Here is a 15790-nt window from a genome sequence, read left to right as displayed (position 1 = left end):
TGCATGCGTGGTCGTCGAGCAGAGTGTAGCCAAGATTTTTCGCCGTCCGCTCAGGCCGTGCGCGCCCGGCGACGATACTGCTCGGGCGTGCAGCGGGCCTGGCGCTGGAACATGGCGATGAACGCCGAGGCGGTGCTATAGCCGAGGTCGAAGGCGATGGACTGGATCGACAGACCCGCCTCCAGCGCCTCGATGGCGCGCAGAAAGCGCAGGCGCAGGCGCCATTCACCGAAACTGATCCCCAGCTCACGCAGGAACTGGCGCGCCAAGGTGCGTTCGCTCACATGCACAAGGCCGGCCCACTCGGACAACGGGCGATTGTCGCCAGGCTCGGCATGCAAGGCTTCGAGCACCTGGCGCAGGCCTTCACTGCGGGCGAATGGCAGGTAGCAGGCCTGCGTCGGCGCAAGGTGCAACTGGTCCAGCAGCACCTGGACCAGGCGCTGGTCGCGTTCGTCCTGGGCCACCTTGAGATCGCGTTGGGCGAAGTCGCCGAGGATGGCCTTGAGAATATCGCTGATCACCAGGGTGCAGGCCTGCTGGGGCAGGTCCTGGCACAGCTCGCTGGCCAAGTACACCGAACGGTAGACGATCGCCTGGGGGTTATAGCAGCCATGCTCGGTCCCTGGAGGCACCCACACGGCGTAATGGGGCGGCGAGACGAAGCGCTGGCCATCGACGTCCAGGTGCATGACGCCATGGGCTGCGTAGTTGAGTTGCCCCCAAGGATGACGATGCGGGGCGCTGTGGGTATCAGCGCCGAATTCGTCGTAGCGAAAGTACACCGGCGCCGGGAGTCGCTCGAAGGCAGGGATGTCGAGATATTTGCGGACCATGTTGGCTGCTTCGAAGGGTGGGTTGTCTGGATGCGAGTATAGGCTTGTGAACAGACAAAGGATAATGACTGCCAGCTTGGGCCTGCCTGCACTTCGCGGCTCATCCGCGCCTACAGGAATACGCCGGACCTGTGGGAGCGGCTTTACCCGCGAAGGGCTTCAAGGCAGTCCCGAATTTTTGCAACACCCTCAGAGACTCACAGTTCCATGAATTACGCATTTCCCCTGCTGGCCATCCTCATCTGGGCCGGCAATACCGTGGTCACCAAGCTTTCGGCCGGGGCGATCTTCCCTGCCGAGATCGGCTTCTACCGCTGGTTGCTGGCAGGCCTGTTGTTCACGCCGTTCCTGCTGCCCCAGGTCTTGCGCAACCGCGCCGCGATCGCCCCACACCTTGGCAAGATCTTCGTCCTTGGTGTGCTGGGCATGGCCATGTACCAGAGCCTGGCCTACTTCGCCGCAGGCATCACCAGCGCCACCAACATGGGCATCATCCTCTCGCTGATGCCGCTGATGTCCCTGGCCCTGGCCATCGCCTGGCTCGGCCAACACCTGACCTTCGGTGCACTGTGCGGCGCGTTGTTATCGTTCATCGGCGTGCTGGAAGTGGTCTCGGCCGGCAAACCCAGTGCCTTGCTGCAGCAAGGCCTCAACAGCGGCGACCTGTTGATGCTGGTGGCCACCTTTGCCTACGCGCTGTACAGCTTCCTTCTGAAGAAATGGCAACTGCGCCTGCCGGCGATGCAATTGCTGTACTTGCAAGTGGTGGTGGCGATCTTCGTGCTGCTGCCGTTGTTTTTGCTGTCACCGAAAACCGGGCTGAATGCCCAGAACATCGGCCTGGTGCTGTACGCCTGCGTGCTCGCCTCCATGGTGGCGCCACGGGTATGGATGCAGGCCGTGCATCGCCTGGGGCCCAGCCGCACCACGCTGTTCTTCAACCTGCTGCCGGTGGTGACGGCAGTGATCGCCGCCGTGGTGCTGGACGAGCAGCTGGCCAGCTATCACCTGTATGGCGGCCTGCTGACATTGGCGGGCGTGCTGTTGGCCGAACGCTGGACCACACCTGTACGCCGGCCTGTTACAGCCCCGCAGCCTTGAGCCGGGCAGCGTGTTCGGTGAACAGGCGCACCGGGTCGGCGCCCCTGCCCACCGCGCCGAGGGATTGATTGACGATGTCCAGATGATCGAGCGGGTAGTCATCGCCGATCACCTGGCCAAGATGCGAGCTGAAACGCCCGACCATGCCGTCGCACTGGCCTTTCTCACGCTCGAACGTTCGGGCGAACAGACGACAGAAGCGGTTGCTGGCGTCGAAGCGATTGCGCCCCTGATCGGTACGCCCCGGCTGCAAGGTGCCGGACCAGGAGTAATAGCGCACGCCATTGACCTCGGCATCGCCCTGCCCGCCCCAAGTGACAGGCAGGCCCTGTGGATAAGCCCGGTTGAAGCGGGCCACACCGGCAGTGGTGAAGGACTGGTGCGAGGCATGCACATCGATCGGCAGCGGGTCACGGCGCCAGCCGGTTTCCAGCCAGACCAACAGCACCGCCGTGCCATGCAGCACGGCTTTGAGCATCCGCCCTTGGGCTGAGTCTCCCGGGGCCTTGCGTTCCAGGTAGTCGGCCAGTTCCGAGCCTTGGTTGGGCCCTGCCACCGAGGTCACCGAGGCGACCCGGTCGGGCCGTTTCGCCGCGGCGTAGCGGGCGCTGAGGGCTCCCTGGCTGTGGCCGATCAGGTTGACGCGCGCAGCGCCGGTGCGCCCGCAGATGTCCTCGATGATCGCCAGCAATTGCTCGCCGCGCAGCTCACTGGAATGCAGCGGCGAGACCTGCACCGCAAAGACCTGCGCCCCGCCCCGGCGCAATGCCGGGACGATGCCGAACCAGTAGGGATAGAGCAGCAGCCGCACGAAGCCGAGCATGCCCGGCACCAGCACCAACGGGTAACGCGTGGCAAGTTCCTGGCTCATTCCCTGCCCTCTGCCTGGATCGTAGGCCAACACTACAAGGCCGTGCCGGCGCGATGCAATCGAACTCCTGAGGCGCCCTGCGGTTCCAACCAGAACACCCCTGAGCAAGGAGCCGGACCATGTACAGAAAGACCCTGGCCATCCTGTTGGCAAGCGCGGCGCTGGCCGCCTGCGGCAGCCATCCGGAAAACCCGGTGGATTACGTGACCTACCGTGACGAGCCGCTGGTCAAGCAAGTGGAAAACGGCATGACCATGCAGAAAGTCATCGCCATCGGCGGCAGCCCGTCGAACGCTACCGACCTGCCCAATGGCGGTACCTGCAATGACTACATCCTCAACCGCGACGGCCACCAGCAGCCCTACTACGTGCGCTTCGACGCCACCGGTCATGTCGACGCCAAGGGCTTCAAGACCTGCAAGCAACGAGAAGAGGACCGCGAGGCCGTACCCGGCGCGTGAGCCCTCCCTGACGCACCGTGAATACCCTGATCCTTTCGGAGACGAACATGAACGCTATTGAACTGACCGATGTCCGGACCCTGCGCGAGCGTGCCCGACAACATGTCGAACAAGGCGCCGTGACCGAGGGTTACAACGCCGACCGGGACAAGATCCTTACCCTCCTCAACGAGGCGCTGGCCACAGAGCTGGTCTGCAACTTGCGTTACAAGCGCCATTACTTCATGGCCAGCGGGATCAAGGCCAGCGTCGCTGCCGACGAGTTCCTCGAGCATGCCACCCAGGAGGCCGAGCATGCCGACAGGCTGGCCGAGCGAATCGTCCAGTTGGGCGGCGAGCCGGATTTCAACCCCGACAACCTGAGCAAGCGCTCCCACGCCCAGTACGTGGCCGGCAGCACACTCAAGGAGATGGTGCTGGAAGACTTGGTGGCCGAGCGCATCGCCATCGACAGCTACCGTGAAATCATCCAGTACATCGGTGAGAAGGACCCGACCACTCGGCGTATCTTCGAGGATATTCTGGCCCAGGAAGAAGAACATGCCGATGACATGGCGGACCTCTTGAAAGGGTTGTAAGCCAGTTTGGGGGCTGCTCTGCAGCCCTCGCGAAGAAACCCGCTCCCGCAAGCTCTGCAGTGCCGTCAATCACACCGCTATCTGTGGAGCGGGCTTACCCGTGAAGCCTGTCTCGGCGCCCGCACTCGTCACCGATCACTTTTTCTTGCCCTTCACCGCACTCGGCGCCTTGCCTGCCTTCATTTGCTCCAGCAGCGGTGTGCACTGGTTGGGCACATCATCTCCCGGTGCGATCAGCGCCAGCAGCCCGGCCGCAGGTCCCATGGCCACACCCAGGGCGACCATCCCTGCCCCGCGAAGCGCCAGCGGAACCGCCTGCACCCCAGCGCTGGGCTTGGCGAACGGCCCCCGCACGTAGAGCGGGGATCGCAGGGAGAACAGGCGCAGCCCTTTGGATTCAGGCGTGATCTTCAGGTCCAGTTGCTCGGTGGCAAAATTCGCCGTGCCATTGATGTAGATGATCGCGTTTTCGGTGTCGAAGACGAACAGGCGCGTGGTCGCCAACCCGTCCTTGATACCCACGTTGGCCGCCGCACAGTTGATCTTCACCTCCTCGTCGCCGAACAGCTTGCCAATCACATAGTTGCCCACGTTGAGCCCGGCGATTTCCATCAGGCTGCGGCTGATGGCGCCGTCGTTGATCAACAGGCTCAGATCACCATTGGAAGTGCCCAGCAAGGCCGCCACCGAATTGCCACGTCCGCTGAGGTCGGCATCGCCATTGAGTTCGCCGAAACTGGTCTGCATGGGCGCAAAGCTTGGGAACAACTGCTTGAGTTTGAAGCCCCGGGCGCTCAGGCGCGCCCGCCCCTGCATCGGCACGCTGCGCCCGTCCAGGCGTATGTTCGCGTTCAAGTTGCCGCCCGCCACGCCAAAACGCAGAGGCTCCAGACGCAACAGGCCGTCCTCCAGCAATACGTGGGCGGAGAGGTCCTTGAACGGCAATTGCTCGCTGTGCACGATGCGTTTGCCGCTGAAGGTGACGTCCGCATCCATCGCGCGCCAGCGCTCGGTCCGGAACTCCTCTACCGGCAGTACCTTTCCGGTCGGCTGCTTGCTGGCGCCGCCCCGGGCCTTCTGCTCGGCGTTGGAGTCGGCGCCGATCAGCGGCGCCAGGTCCTTGAACAGCAACTGCTCGGACACCAGGTTGCCAGAGAGCTTCGGTCGTGGCTGGCTGGCGACGAACGTCAGGTCGCCGTGGATATCGCTGTCGCCGATCTTGCCGTTGAAGCCTTCATAGCGAAACCGCGCCCCCTGGGCATCGTGCAAGTTGGCGGTGAGGTGACCGTCGGTTGCGTAGGCCGGGGTGTCTGGCAGGGTCACACCCGTGAGGGGGTAAAGATTGCCCAGGCTGCTGCCAGACAAGCGCAGGCGCACATCGAGCGCCCCCAGGTTGCGCGGGTCGGTCAGGGTGCCGGCGAGCGCCACCCGGGTATCGCCGATCCGCGCGTCGGCCTGCAGCGGAAAGGGCTGGCTGGCGTCCTGCAAGGCCAGCAGACCACCGATCTTGCCCGTGCCGGAGACCGGCTGGCCTTTGTAGGTGCCTTGGGCCTTGAGGCCAAAGGCGTAATCCTGGGCAACGCCGGTCTTCTCGGCACGGGCCTTGCCGACGATCTCGCTGAAGGGGATCGGCTTGCCCAGCGGATCGATCTGGACCTTCATGCGGGTTTTCAGCGTCTGGTCATCGAAACTGACGTTGCCTTGATCGAAGCCGATGGCGCCGATGTCCAGCACCCAGGGAGAGGGTTGGGCGTTCTCATCCTTGGGGCCGAGGTCGAAAGTCCAGTTGGCCCGGCCATCGGCCAAGCGCGTCAGGCTGGCGGTAGGCTTGGTGAGGTCGATGCGTGGAATGACGATCTGCTGGAATACCAGCGGCACCGGCGACAGACGAAACGTTACACGCTCAAGGCCGACCATGCGCGGCGCTTCGAGCCAGTCGGGGTTGCCGAGGGTCAAGTCCTCGGCCACGAAGTGCGGCCAGGGGATCCAGGCGCGCCAACCGCCCTCTGAAGGTTCACGGTGCCATTGCACGGCCAGATTGCCGTTGATCGCAAAAGGGCGGTGCAGGGCTTCGGAGACCTTCTCGTTGAGCAGCGGCTTCACGCGGTTCCAGTCGAACGTGGCGATCACTACCACCAGTATCGCCAGCAGGGTCAACAGGCTGGTGAGGATCCAGGTAAGGATGCGCAAGGGACGCGTCATTGCGTAATTCTCCTGACTGCATGGCACAAAACGGGCACCGCGATGGCACTCATTATGTCGGACTGACGAAAGCGCGCCGGGTTTAATCGATGGCGATCATAAACCGGCCCGAGCGGTCGGTGCGCGGGCCTCAACCACCGGTGACACTCCAGTTGGACTTCTCTGAAAACACTGAGCCAGAGCCGCTCAAGCGGTGTATCAATGGCATCGATTGTTACCATTACCCGGATGAACTTTTCTCTGGCGTTACCGAGCGTAGCATTGGCCTCGTACCCACTTTTCCCAGCCCCCTAGAGGAGCACCGAGATCATGAAACGCCATCTGCTGCTGAGCCTGACCCTGACAGCCCTTGCCGCCAACGCCTTCGCTTTGCCGGCTGCCGAACAACATCTTACGGCTGAATCCCGGTCCAGCGCTGCCACCGTCAGCCAGCCACTCAATACCCTGGCAGAAGGCGGTTCCGATCGCCTGATCGAGCGCAACAACCGCGTCGCCGAGGGTGGCTCCGATCGCCTGATCGAGCGTAACAACCGCGTCGCCGAGGGTGGCTCCGATCGCCTGATCGAGCGTAACAACCGCGTCGCCGAAGGCGGCTCCGATCGCCTGATCGAACGCAACAACCGCGTCGCCGAGGGTGGTTCCGATCGCCTGATCGAGCGCAACAACCGCGTCGCCGAGGGTGGTTCCGATCGCCTGATCGAGCGTAACAACCGCGTCGCCGAGGGTGGCTCCGATCGCCTGATCGAGCGTAACAACCGCGTCGCCGAAGGCGGTTCCGATCGCCTGGTAGAACTTGGCCGCATGGGCTGATCACCATGGCCAAGAACAACAACCCGCCAAGCAATACCTGCTCCCCTCCAAGCCCGGTCCATTGACCGGGCTTCGTTTTTTTATCTAGAGTGCCCAGCCGTACAGTCACAGAATACGTCCCATGCTGCCGCGCGCCGAACAGAAGCTACAGACACGCCAGGCCCTGCTCGATGCCGCCTGCCAGCTCATGGAGAGTGGCCGGGGTTTCGGCAGCATCAGCCTGCGCGAAGTAGCCAAGGCCGCGGGTATCGTCCCCACCGGTTTCTATCGGCATTTCACCGACATGGACGCCCTGGGCCTGGCCCTGGTGGCCGAGGTCGATGCGACGTTCCGCCAGACCATCCGGATCGTGCGGCACAACGAGTTCGAACTCGGAGGCATCACCGACGCTTCGGTGCGGATATTCCTGGACGTAGTGGCTGCCCACCGCGCGCAATTCCTGTTCCTGGCCCGCGAACAGTACGGTGGCTCCCAGGCCGTGCGCCAAGCCATTGCTCAGCTGCGCCAGGGCATCAGCGCAGACCTCGCCACCGACCTGGCGCGCATGCCGCGTTGGCAGCATCTGGACGGCGCCGCACTGGCAGTGATGGCAGACCTTGTGGTCAAGACCGTGTTCGCCACGTTGCCCGAACTGATCGACAGCCCTGACGCCGCGAATCCACAGGCCCTCACCCCGCAGGAAAAGATCACCCAGCAACTGCGCTTCATTTTCGTGGGTGCGCGCCACTGGCAAGGGTTGGGAAATCCAGGCTGATCGTTGCCAACAACGGTAAAGTACCGGCGCGAGCGCCCTGCAACCCCATTCTGCTACCATGGCGCACTGCCCGATTGCGACGAGCGCCTTCATGTCCGACCCCCGCCCCACCCTGCCCGAACTGGCTCGCTTCAACCAGCACTTCGCCGACTGCATCGTGCCACTGTGGCAAGGTCCGGGCTGGAATGCCGAACTGGCCCTGCCCTTTGAAGCCCTCGATGGCGAACACCGGCCCATGCCCGTGCAGCGCTACCGCGCCATGGCCTGTGCCCGGCAGCTGTACCTGTTCAGCAGCCGGATCGAGCAACCGGGCGCGGCCGAGCGGGCTGCGGCGCTGTTCCGCTCGCTGCAACGGCATTTCCACGATGCCGAACATGGCGGCTGGTTCTACAGCATCGATGCCGAAGGTCGGCCACTGGACCGGCGCAAGGACCTCTATACCCATGCCTTCATCGTCTTCGCATGCGCCCATTACTGGGGCAAGGTGCGCGAGGGTCTGGTGGAGTCCGCGCTCAACGCCGCCCTGGATATCGTCGCCGAGCGCTTCGCCCGGGATGACGGGCTGTATGAGGCCAGCCTGGGCGAAGACTGGTCGGACCTGGGTAGCGGCCCCCTGCAAAATCCTCAGATGCACCTGACCGAAGCCTTCCTGCAGACCCTGGCGGTGCGCGAGGACGACGCTGTCGAGCACGCCTTGTTGTCGCTGTGTGAAGCGCTGCAGGCGCGCTTCGTCGATCCCGTCCACGGCTTGATGCTGGAGAAACCGAACGGGGCTGTGGATAACTGGTTCGAGCCGGGGCATCAGTTCGAATGGTTCTATCTGCTCGACACCTCGCCGCTGCTGCGTGGCACCCCGCTGCATGCCTCCATCGATCGTGCATTCATCTATGCCGAACAGTCCGGCGTTAAGGATTCGGCAGTGTTGGCCATGCTGGATGTCGCGGGTAAGGTGATCGACCCCACCCAACGCATTTGGGCGCAGGCGGAATACCTGCGAGCGCTGGCGTTGCGGCCGGGGAGCGGGGCGAAGTTACTGGCGCAGTTGCAGGCGCTCGAGGGTCGGTTCCTGCATGCCGGAGGCTGGTATGAATGCCGCGATGGCCAAGGCGAGGTCAGCCGGCACGACATGCCGTCCACCACGCCCTACCATTTGGCGACGTGTCTGGAAGGCCTACAGGCTGCCTGTGCGGACAACACTTCCCTCTGCTGATCGACCGCCATGCCCCCTCACCATTGTTCTTCCATCTCGGAGGAACAATGGACATGAAAAACAACGATTTTGCAGCATTCGTGGAAACGCAGATCGACAGGGCGGCCCAGAAGATCATCGACAGCAGCAATCAACGCTACGATGAACACGCCCATGGGAAACTGAGCTACCTGCTGAGCTTGCGCCGCGTGATGAGCCAAAAAGCCACCGCCGAGGATCTCGGCCGACAGGACGCCATCAACGATGTGCTTCAAGCCCTGAACATCATCGAGCCCAACAAAACCTACTTGTCACTGATCAAATAAAGTATCGACGGCACTGCAAGAACCGGCCAAAGCCGGTTCGCGTCCGTTCAGTCCTTGCTCGAGCGGTGGACCGAAAAACCAGCCCAGTCCTGGCTCACCGGCATCAATTCGAGACTGTTGATATTGATGTGCGCCGGTTGGGTAAGCATCCAGAAGATGGTTTCTGCAATGTCCTGGGGCTGGATCGCTTCGGCGCCCGCGTAAGTGGCATCGTACCGCGCCTGGTCCCCGCCGAAGCGCACCAGCGAAAACTCGCTCTCGCACAGTCCTGGCTCGATGTTGCTGACACGCACGCCGGTGCCGCGAAGATCGCAGCGCAGGCTCAATGAAAACTGCCCGACGAACGCCTTGGTGCCGCCATAGACATGGCTGCCCGGATAGGGATAGTTGCCCGCCACCGAACCTACGTTGAGGATACTGGCCCCACGGCCATGGGCAATCAGGCGCGGCAACAGCAGCCGGGTGGTGTACATCAAGCCCTTGATGTTGGTGTCGACCATGGTTTCCCAGTCGTCCAGGTCGCAGTCCTGGGCAGGTGACGCGCCCAGTGCCAGGCCTGCGTTGTTGACCAGGCCCTGCAGCTTGTCGAAAGTCGGCGGCAGGCTGGCGATCGCCTGTTCCATGGCCTGGCGATCACGTACATCGACCGCAAGACCATGCACTAGGGTCTTGGCCGACAGCTCGGCACACAGGGCGTCCAAGCGCTCCTTGCGCCGACCGGTGAGCACCAGCTTCCAACCTGCCTCAGCGAAACGGCGGGCGGTGGCTTCACCAAAGCCGGACGTCGCGCCGGTGATGAAAACGGTGGATGTCATGCGCATCTCCTTCACGGTGGGTTGTCGTCGACAGATGCTCAGCATGGTCTGCTACATCGTCTCCAGCAAGCGCACCCCATGCTGGTCAATAAATAGCCAACACCTTGAAACCCTTGTAATAGACAGGCTCAACGCACCTATACGCACCTTATCCACAAGGCTTTCCCCACGGATTGGGGGCAACTCGTCATCCTGAATGAACGCAACGTTGTCCAGCGGGTCTGTGGAGCGCTTTTCGGTGATGGCCCAACGCTTTCAACGGTGCCGCTTGCAGCGGTCTGTCCAAGGCTTTTTCACAGAGTTATCCACAGCCTTCGCCAAACATCGACACGCTGTTTGCGGACTGCGCGGCTGCAGTAAAAACGTCCTCAAGCCTGACCTGGTCAAAAAACATACAGATGCCTGTAAGGCGCGCCGGTAAAGGCGTAGAGACACCTGCCACCATGTTTTCCACAGGCGGTTCCACACGATCCGTGGACAAAGCGAAGCCTGTGGAAACAATGACTTGCGAAGGGATTCTGCGGGCCCTCGTGCAGGGTATGCGACAAGTTGTCCACATTGGCGTGAACAACCGGGCCGCGCTGCGGCCCGGTTACTGGGTCAGTGTCCGCCGAGGTAGGCGTTGCGCACTTCCTCGTTGACCAGCAGCTCCTGCCCCGTACCGCTCATGCGGATCTGGCCGTTGACCATCACATAAGCCCTATCGGAGAGCTTCAGCGCATGGTTGGCGTTCTGCTCCACCAGGAAGATGGTCATCCCTGTCTTGGCCAGCTCGCGCAAGGTCGAAAAGATCTGCTTGACCACGATCGGCGCCAGCCCCAGTGACGGCTCGTCAAGCAGCAGCAACTTGGGACGGCTCATCAATGCCCGGGCGATGGCGAGCATCTGCTGCTCGCCGCCGGACATGGTCATGGCCCGCTGGTTACGACGCTCCTTGAGCCGCGGGAACAGTTCGTACATGCGCTGCATGTCCTCATCGGCATGCTTGTCGCCAATCGGGATGGTCCCCATCATCAGGTTTTCCTCGACAGTCATGTCGGGGAACACCCGGCGTCCTTCCGGCGACTGGGCAATGCCGTTGGAGGCGATGTAGTGCGAGGACTTGCGGGTGATGTCGGTGCCCCGGTAGACGATCTGCCCGGACGCGGCCCGGGGCTGGCCGAAAATCGACATCAGCAAGGTCGACTTGCCGGCGCCGTTGGCCCCGATCAGGCTGACCGTCTCGCCTTCGTTGATGTGCATGCTGACTTTCTTCAGCGCCTGGATGGGCCCGTAGAACACATCCAGGTCCTTGAGCTCGAGAATGGGTGCACTCATACCAGTTCCTCTTCGTCGGCACCCAGGTAGGCGGCGATTACCGTCGGGTTGTTGCGGATGTCCTGCGGCGCACCTTCGGCAATCACGTTGCCGTGGTCGAGCACCACGATATGGTCCGAGATGCTCATGACCATGCCCATGTCGTGCTCGATGAGCACCACGGTGATGTCGTGTTCATCGCGGAGCACGCGGATCATGCGGCTCAGGGCTTCGGTTTCCTGGGGGTTGAGACCGGCAGCCGGTTCGTCCAGGCAGATGATCTTCGGCCGCGTGCACATGGCCCGGGCGATCTCCAGGCGACGCTGCTGTCCGTAGGACAGCTCGCCGGCCAGGCGATTGGCGCAATCGACCAGATCGACCACCTCCAGCCAGTAGAACGCATGGTCCAGGGCATCGCTTTCGGCCTTGCGGTAGGCCTTGGTGTTGAGCACGCCAGCCAGCAGGTTGCGGTTGACCCACATGTGCTGAGCCACCAGCAGGTTCTCCACCACCGACATTTCCTTGAACAGGCGAATGTTCTGGAATGTCCGGGCCAGGCCTGCGCGGTTGACCAGGTGGGTACCGCCGAACATCTTGTAGTACAAGCGATTGGCAAAACGCGCCGGGGACACGAAATCCGCCGCCTGGAAACGCTCGCCGAGCAACTGGATCACATTGGTGCGGCCACCGCGCACGTTCAGTTCGATGCGCCCGCCACTGGCCTTGTAGAAGCCGGTCAGGCAGTTGAACACGGTGGTCTTGCCGGCGCCGTTGGGGCCGATCAGGGCGAAGATCTGGTTGCGCCGGACCTTCAGGCTGACATCGCTGAGCGCTTTGATGCCGCCGAACTGCATCATCAGGTTGTCGACCGAGAGAATGATATCGTCGCTCATGGCGCCACTCCTTTACGCGGGGTCACACCGGCACGGCTGATGCGGATCAGCCCTCGCGGTCGCCAGATCATCATCAGCACCATCAGCACACCAAACAGCAGTACCCGGTATTCAGAGAAGCTGCGCAGCAACTCAGGTGCCACGGTCAGCACGAACGCGGCAATCACCACGCCTACCGTCGAGCCCATGCCGCCGAGCACCACGATCGCGAGAATCAACGCCGATTCGAAGAAGGTGAACGAAGACGGGTTGACGAAGCCTTGATAGGTGGCGAAGAACACTCCAGCCAGGCCTGCGGTGGAAGCACCCAGGGTAAACGCCGATAGCTTGACCAGTACATGGTTCAGGCCCATCGAGCGGCAGGCGATCTCGTCCTCGCGCAGCGCCTCCCAGGCCCGGCCGACCGGCATGCGGGTCAGACGGTGCTTGATGTACAGGACGGCCAGCACCACGATGAACAGCACTGCATAGATGAACACGAACTTAAGGTTGGCGTTGTATTCGAAACCGAAGAACTCGTGGATGGGCACTCCGCCATCCTTGGCCCTACGGCCGAACTCAAGGCCCATGAAGGTCGGCGCCGGTGCCGGCATGCCGTTGGGGCCACCGGTGAACGACAGCCAGTTGTTCAACACCAGGCGGATGATCTCACCAAAGCCCAAGGTCACGATCGCCAGGTAGTCGCCATGCATGCGCAACACGGGGAATCCAAGTATGCACCCGGCCAGTGCTGCGGCGATGGCCGCCAGTGGCAGCACACTCCAGAAGCCCAGGCCAAGGTACTGGTAGCCCAGGGCCAGACCGTAGGCACCAATGGCGTAGAACGCCACGTAGCCCAAGTCGAGCAGGCCCGCCAGACCTACCACGATGTTCAGGCCCAAGCCCAGCAGCACGTAGATCAGGCCGAGGATGACCACGGTGAGCAGGTACTTGTTGGCAAAGACCGGAAACACGATGGCGATGACGATCAGCGCCGGAATGATGTAACGCAGCCGTGATTTGTAGTCAGGCGCCAGCACGTGCACGCCCGAGCCGCCACTTTCGAAGCCCTGGAGCATGCGCTGCCCCGAGGCGGTCTGCAAAAACAGGCTGAGCAGGAAGCGCCCCAGCATCACCCCTCCGACCAGCCAGGCCACGCGACGGGGTTCGGCATTGAAGCTGTAGCCGTCGAGCACCACGCCGACGACAGGGCCAAACACGATCAGGGCGAGCAGGCCAGCGACGATGGTCTCCAGCAGGCTGCGCTTGATATCGAAACCGGAAGAAACAGTATTGGCAGCAGACATGTTCACACCTTAGCCACGAGCGGGCGACCCAACAGGCCTTGGGGACGGAAGATCAGAATCATCACCAGCAGTGAGAAACTGAACACGTCCTTGTAGTCGGAGTTGATCAGGCCGGAGAACAACGACTCGGAGATCCCCAGGATGATCCCGCCAAGCATGGCGCCTGGGAGCGAGCCAATGCCGCCGAGCACCGCGGCGGTGAACGCCTTGATGCCGATGATGAAGCCGGCATAGAAGTCGAAGGTGCCGTAGTTCATGGTGATCAGCACGCCTGCGAGGGCAGCCATCACCGCACCGATGACGAACACGTAGGAGATCACCCGGTCGGTGTTGATCCCCAGGATCGAGGCCATCTTGCGGTCTTGCTGGGTCGCGCGGCACATGCGGCCGAGCTTGGTGTACTTGATCACATAGGTGAGCAGGGCCATGCCGACGAAGGCCGCCACCAGGATGAAGATCTTGGTGTAGGTCAGTTGCACGAAGCCGGTCCCCACTTCGACGCGCCAGGCGCCTTCGAGCAGGGTGGGCACGCCTTGCTGGCGGGCACCCTGGCTGATCTGCGCGTAGTTCTGCAGGATCAGCGAGATGCCGATGGCACTGATCAGCGGTGCCAGGCGGGTGGAGTTACGCAGGGGCTTGTAGGCGATGCGCTCGATGGTGAAGCCATAGATGCCCGTGACGACGATGGTGAACAACAAGGTTCCCAACATCAGCAGCGGAAACGACTCGATACCGAAGTAGGCCAGCAATGCCAGGCTGATCGCCGCGAGGTACGCGGAGATCATATACACCTCGCCGTGCGCGAAGTTGATCATGCCGATGATGCCATAGACCATTGTGTAGCCGATGGCGATCAGACCATAGACAGACCCGAGGGTCAGTCCATTGATCAGTTGCTGCAGGAAAATACCATCCATAACGCAATCTCACCTGATTGAGATTGCACGAGCGCCGACCACGGCGGACCACCGCTGAAGCGGCCCTCGCAGCGCAGAACTGTGCAGATCTACGGATAAAGACAGGTACCGCGGGGCTGCGGCCCGGAGCACTGCGCATCCGGGCCGGTCGCCATTGTTATTTTTGTTTTTCCAGCTGGTGGTACTTGCCGTTGGCATCCCACTGGTAGACCACGTAGTCGGAGACGGTCAGGTCGCCCTTGTTGTCCCACTTCTTCTCGCCCATGACGGTCTGGACCGGGTTGGCCTTGAGCCACTTGGCAGCATCTTCGCCCTTGTTCGACTTAGCGCCGTTGAACGCGGCAGCCAGGGCCTGGAGGGAAGCGTAGGCGTACAGGGTGTAGCCCTCAGGTTCGGTACCGGCCTTGCGGAACTCCTCCACCACCGCCTTGCTGTCAGGCAGCAGGCGCGGGTCGGCACCGAAGGTCATGTACACGCCATTGACGTACTGGGCACCGCCAGCGGTGGCTACCAGTTCGTCGGTCACGATGCCGTCGTCGGACATGAACTTCACATCTTTCAGACCTTGTTCGCGCAGTTGGCGTACCAGTGGGCCGGCTTCTGGGTGCAGACCACCGAAGTAGACCACGTCGGCACCGGTGGAACGAATCTTGGTGACCACCGCGCTGAAGTCTTTCTCGCCTCGGGTCAGGCCTTCGTACAGCACAGGTTTCACGCCACGTTTTTCAAGCTGCGCCTTGGTCGCATCGGCCAGGCCCTGACCGTAGGTGTCCTTGTCGTGCAGGACAGCGACTTTCTTGCCCTTGAGTACATCGACGATGTAGTCGCCGGCCACGATGCCCTGCTGGTCGTCGCGACCGCACATGCGGAACATGGCCGAGAGCCCTCGCTCGGTCACCTGAGGGTTGGTCGAGCCTGGGGTGATGGCGATCACGCCAGCTTCGTCGTAGACCTCAGAGGCCGGGATGGTGTTGGAGGAGCAGAAGTGACCGACCACGCCGATGACTTTGTCCTGGTCGACCAGACGGTTGGCCACGGCCACGGCTTGCTTGGGTTCGCAGGCGTCATCGCCCTTGACCAGGATGATCTTCTCGCCGTTGACCCCACCTGCGGCGTTGATCTTGTCGGCTGCCGCCTGGGCACCTTTCATGTACTGCTCGCCAAACGCTGCGTTGGCACCGGTCATCGGGCCTGCGACGCCGATCTTCACATCGGCCTGAACAAACGAGGAAACACCCAGTGCCGAAGCTACGGCGAGAGCCAGGAAACCTTTCTTGTAAAACGTCTGCGACATGAGGTGGTGCTCCTTAGAGTTTTTTTGGTTGGCACTACAACTTTCAGCACTGAGCTCAGAGCAAGCGCCGTGCCAGCAGATTTGTCTTCGTCGCAAAACGCAGTGAGAGAGCGGACTAAAGGCGACCGACGGCCTTTTCTTTATTGAGCGTGCAACCGTCT

The 15790-nt window shown here is 62.2% G+C and carries 16 protein-coding genes; 7 read left to right on the top strand and 9 right to left on the bottom strand.

The genetic code is table 11. The annotated features are described in order from the left end of the window. Positions 1–50: 50 nt before the first annotated feature. Positions 51–836 carry an AraC family transcriptional regulator gene (locus tag J5X93_RS02925; RefSeq protein ID WP_250034395.1) on the bottom strand — a complete coding sequence of 262 codons (786 nt, stop codon included), beginning with the start codon at positions 834–836 and terminating at the stop codon, positions 51–53. A 207-nt stretch (positions 837–1043) separates the two neighbouring features. On the opposite strand from J5X93_RS02925, the gene J5X93_RS02920 reads away from it, so the two are divergent. Beyond that, on the top strand, positions 1044–1937 hold the full coding sequence (locus J5X93_RS02920; protein ID WP_043207967.1) for a DMT family transporter: 894 nt from the start codon (positions 1044–1046) through the stop codon (positions 1935–1937). On the opposite strand, the gene J5X93_RS02915 is transcribed toward J5X93_RS02920, so the two are convergent. Beyond that, the gene (locus J5X93_RS02915; protein WP_250034393.1) at positions 1918–2808 is read right to left on the bottom strand and encodes an esterase/lipase family protein; all 891 of its coding nucleotides are present in this window, start codon (positions 2806–2808) and stop codon (positions 1918–1920) included. The two genes, J5X93_RS02920 and J5X93_RS02915, sit on opposite strands and share 20 nt — an antisense overlap. A gap of 119 nt (positions 2809–2927) precedes the next feature. Between J5X93_RS02915 and osmE the strand changes: the two genes are divergently transcribed. Beyond that, positions 2928–3269: an osmotically-inducible lipoprotein OsmE gene (gene osmE, locus J5X93_RS02910; protein ID WP_043207971.1), complete on the top strand. Its 342-nt coding sequence runs from the start codon at positions 2928–2930 to the stop codon at positions 3267–3269. A gap of 47 nt (positions 3270–3316) precedes the next feature. Further along, entirely contained in the window at positions 3317–3847 is a 531-nt protein-coding gene (locus J5X93_RS02905; RefSeq protein WP_043207973.1) for a ferritin-like domain-containing protein, read from the top strand. 135 nt (positions 3848–3982) lie between these two features. Here J5X93_RS02905 and J5X93_RS02900 read toward each other — a convergent pair whose 3' ends face one another. Then, positions 3983–6049 (bottom strand): AsmA family protein, encoded by a 2067-nt coding sequence (locus J5X93_RS02900; RefSeq protein ID WP_250034391.1) that lies wholly within the window; start codon positions 6047–6049, stop codon positions 3983–3985. A gap of 309 nt (positions 6050–6358) precedes the next feature. On the opposite strand from J5X93_RS02900, the gene J5X93_RS02895 reads away from it, so the two are divergent. The 4 genes from J5X93_RS02895 (at position 6359) to J5X93_RS02880 (ending at position 9128) form a co-directional block, all read left to right on the top strand. Beyond that, positions 6359–6859, top strand: coding sequence for a phage infection protein (locus J5X93_RS02895; RefSeq protein WP_090343167.1), 501 nt, complete (start codon positions 6359–6361; stop codon positions 6857–6859). 121 nt (positions 6860–6980) lie between these two features. Then, positions 6981–7613 carry a TetR family transcriptional regulator gene (locus tag J5X93_RS02890; protein WP_043211922.1) on the top strand — a complete coding sequence of 211 codons (633 nt, stop codon included), beginning with the start codon at positions 6981–6983 and terminating at the stop codon, positions 7611–7613. Positions 7614–7704: 91 nt separating this feature from the next. Then, the gene (locus tag J5X93_RS02885) at positions 7705–8823 is read left to right on the top strand and encodes an AGE family epimerase/isomerase (RefSeq protein ID WP_102081278.1); all 1119 of its coding nucleotides are present in this window, start codon (positions 7705–7707) and stop codon (positions 8821–8823) included. 53 nt (positions 8824–8876) lie between these two features. Beyond that, positions 8877–9128, top strand: a complete 252-nt coding sequence (locus J5X93_RS02880) for a hypothetical protein (RefSeq protein WP_043211929.1) — start codon at positions 8877–8879, stop codon at positions 9126–9128. 47 nt (positions 9129–9175) lie between these two features. Here J5X93_RS02880 and J5X93_RS02875 read toward each other — a convergent pair whose 3' ends face one another. The 6 genes from J5X93_RS02875 to J5X93_RS02850 form a co-directional block, all read right to left on the bottom strand. Further along, positions 9176–9943, bottom strand: coding sequence for an SDR family oxidoreductase (locus J5X93_RS02875; RefSeq protein WP_043212011.1), 768 nt, complete (start codon positions 9941–9943; stop codon positions 9176–9178). A 600-nt stretch (positions 9944–10543) separates the two neighbouring features. Next, positions 10544–11260 (bottom strand): ABC transporter ATP-binding protein, encoded by a 717-nt coding sequence (locus J5X93_RS02870; protein ID WP_043211932.1) that lies wholly within the window; start codon positions 11258–11260, stop codon positions 10544–10546. Beyond that, on the bottom strand, positions 11257–12132 hold the full coding sequence (locus J5X93_RS02865; RefSeq protein ID WP_043211934.1) for an ABC transporter ATP-binding protein: 876 nt from the start codon (positions 12130–12132) through the stop codon (positions 11257–11259). Before J5X93_RS02865 ends, J5X93_RS02870 begins: the two co-directional genes overlap by 4 nt. Continuing rightward, the gene (gene livM / locus J5X93_RS02860; RefSeq protein WP_043211937.1) at positions 12129–13418 is read right to left on the bottom strand and encodes a high-affinity branched-chain amino acid ABC transporter permease LivM; all 1290 of its coding nucleotides are present in this window, start codon (positions 13416–13418) and stop codon (positions 12129–12131) included. The genes J5X93_RS02865 and livM overlap by 4 nt, the downstream gene beginning before the upstream one ends. Positions 13419–13420: 2 nt before the next feature. After that, positions 13421–14335: an ABC transporter permease subunit gene (locus J5X93_RS02855; protein WP_043211939.1), complete on the bottom strand. Its 915-nt coding sequence runs from the start codon at positions 14333–14335 to the stop codon at positions 13421–13423. A 157-nt stretch (positions 14336–14492) separates the two neighbouring features. Then, positions 14493–15629, bottom strand: coding sequence for a branched-chain amino acid ABC transporter substrate-binding protein (locus J5X93_RS02850; protein WP_043211941.1), 1137 nt, complete (start codon positions 15627–15629; stop codon positions 14493–14495). Positions 15630–15790 lie beyond the last annotated feature (161 nt).

It is taken from the genome of Pseudomonas sp. BYT-1, assembly GCF_023611805.1.
GTDB lineage: Bacteria > Pseudomonadota > Gammaproteobacteria > Pseudomonadales > Pseudomonadaceae > Aquipseudomonas > Aquipseudomonas guariconensis.
The sequence above is the reverse complement of the archived record's forward strand: the minus strand, read 5'-3'. Positions and strand labels throughout refer to the sequence as shown.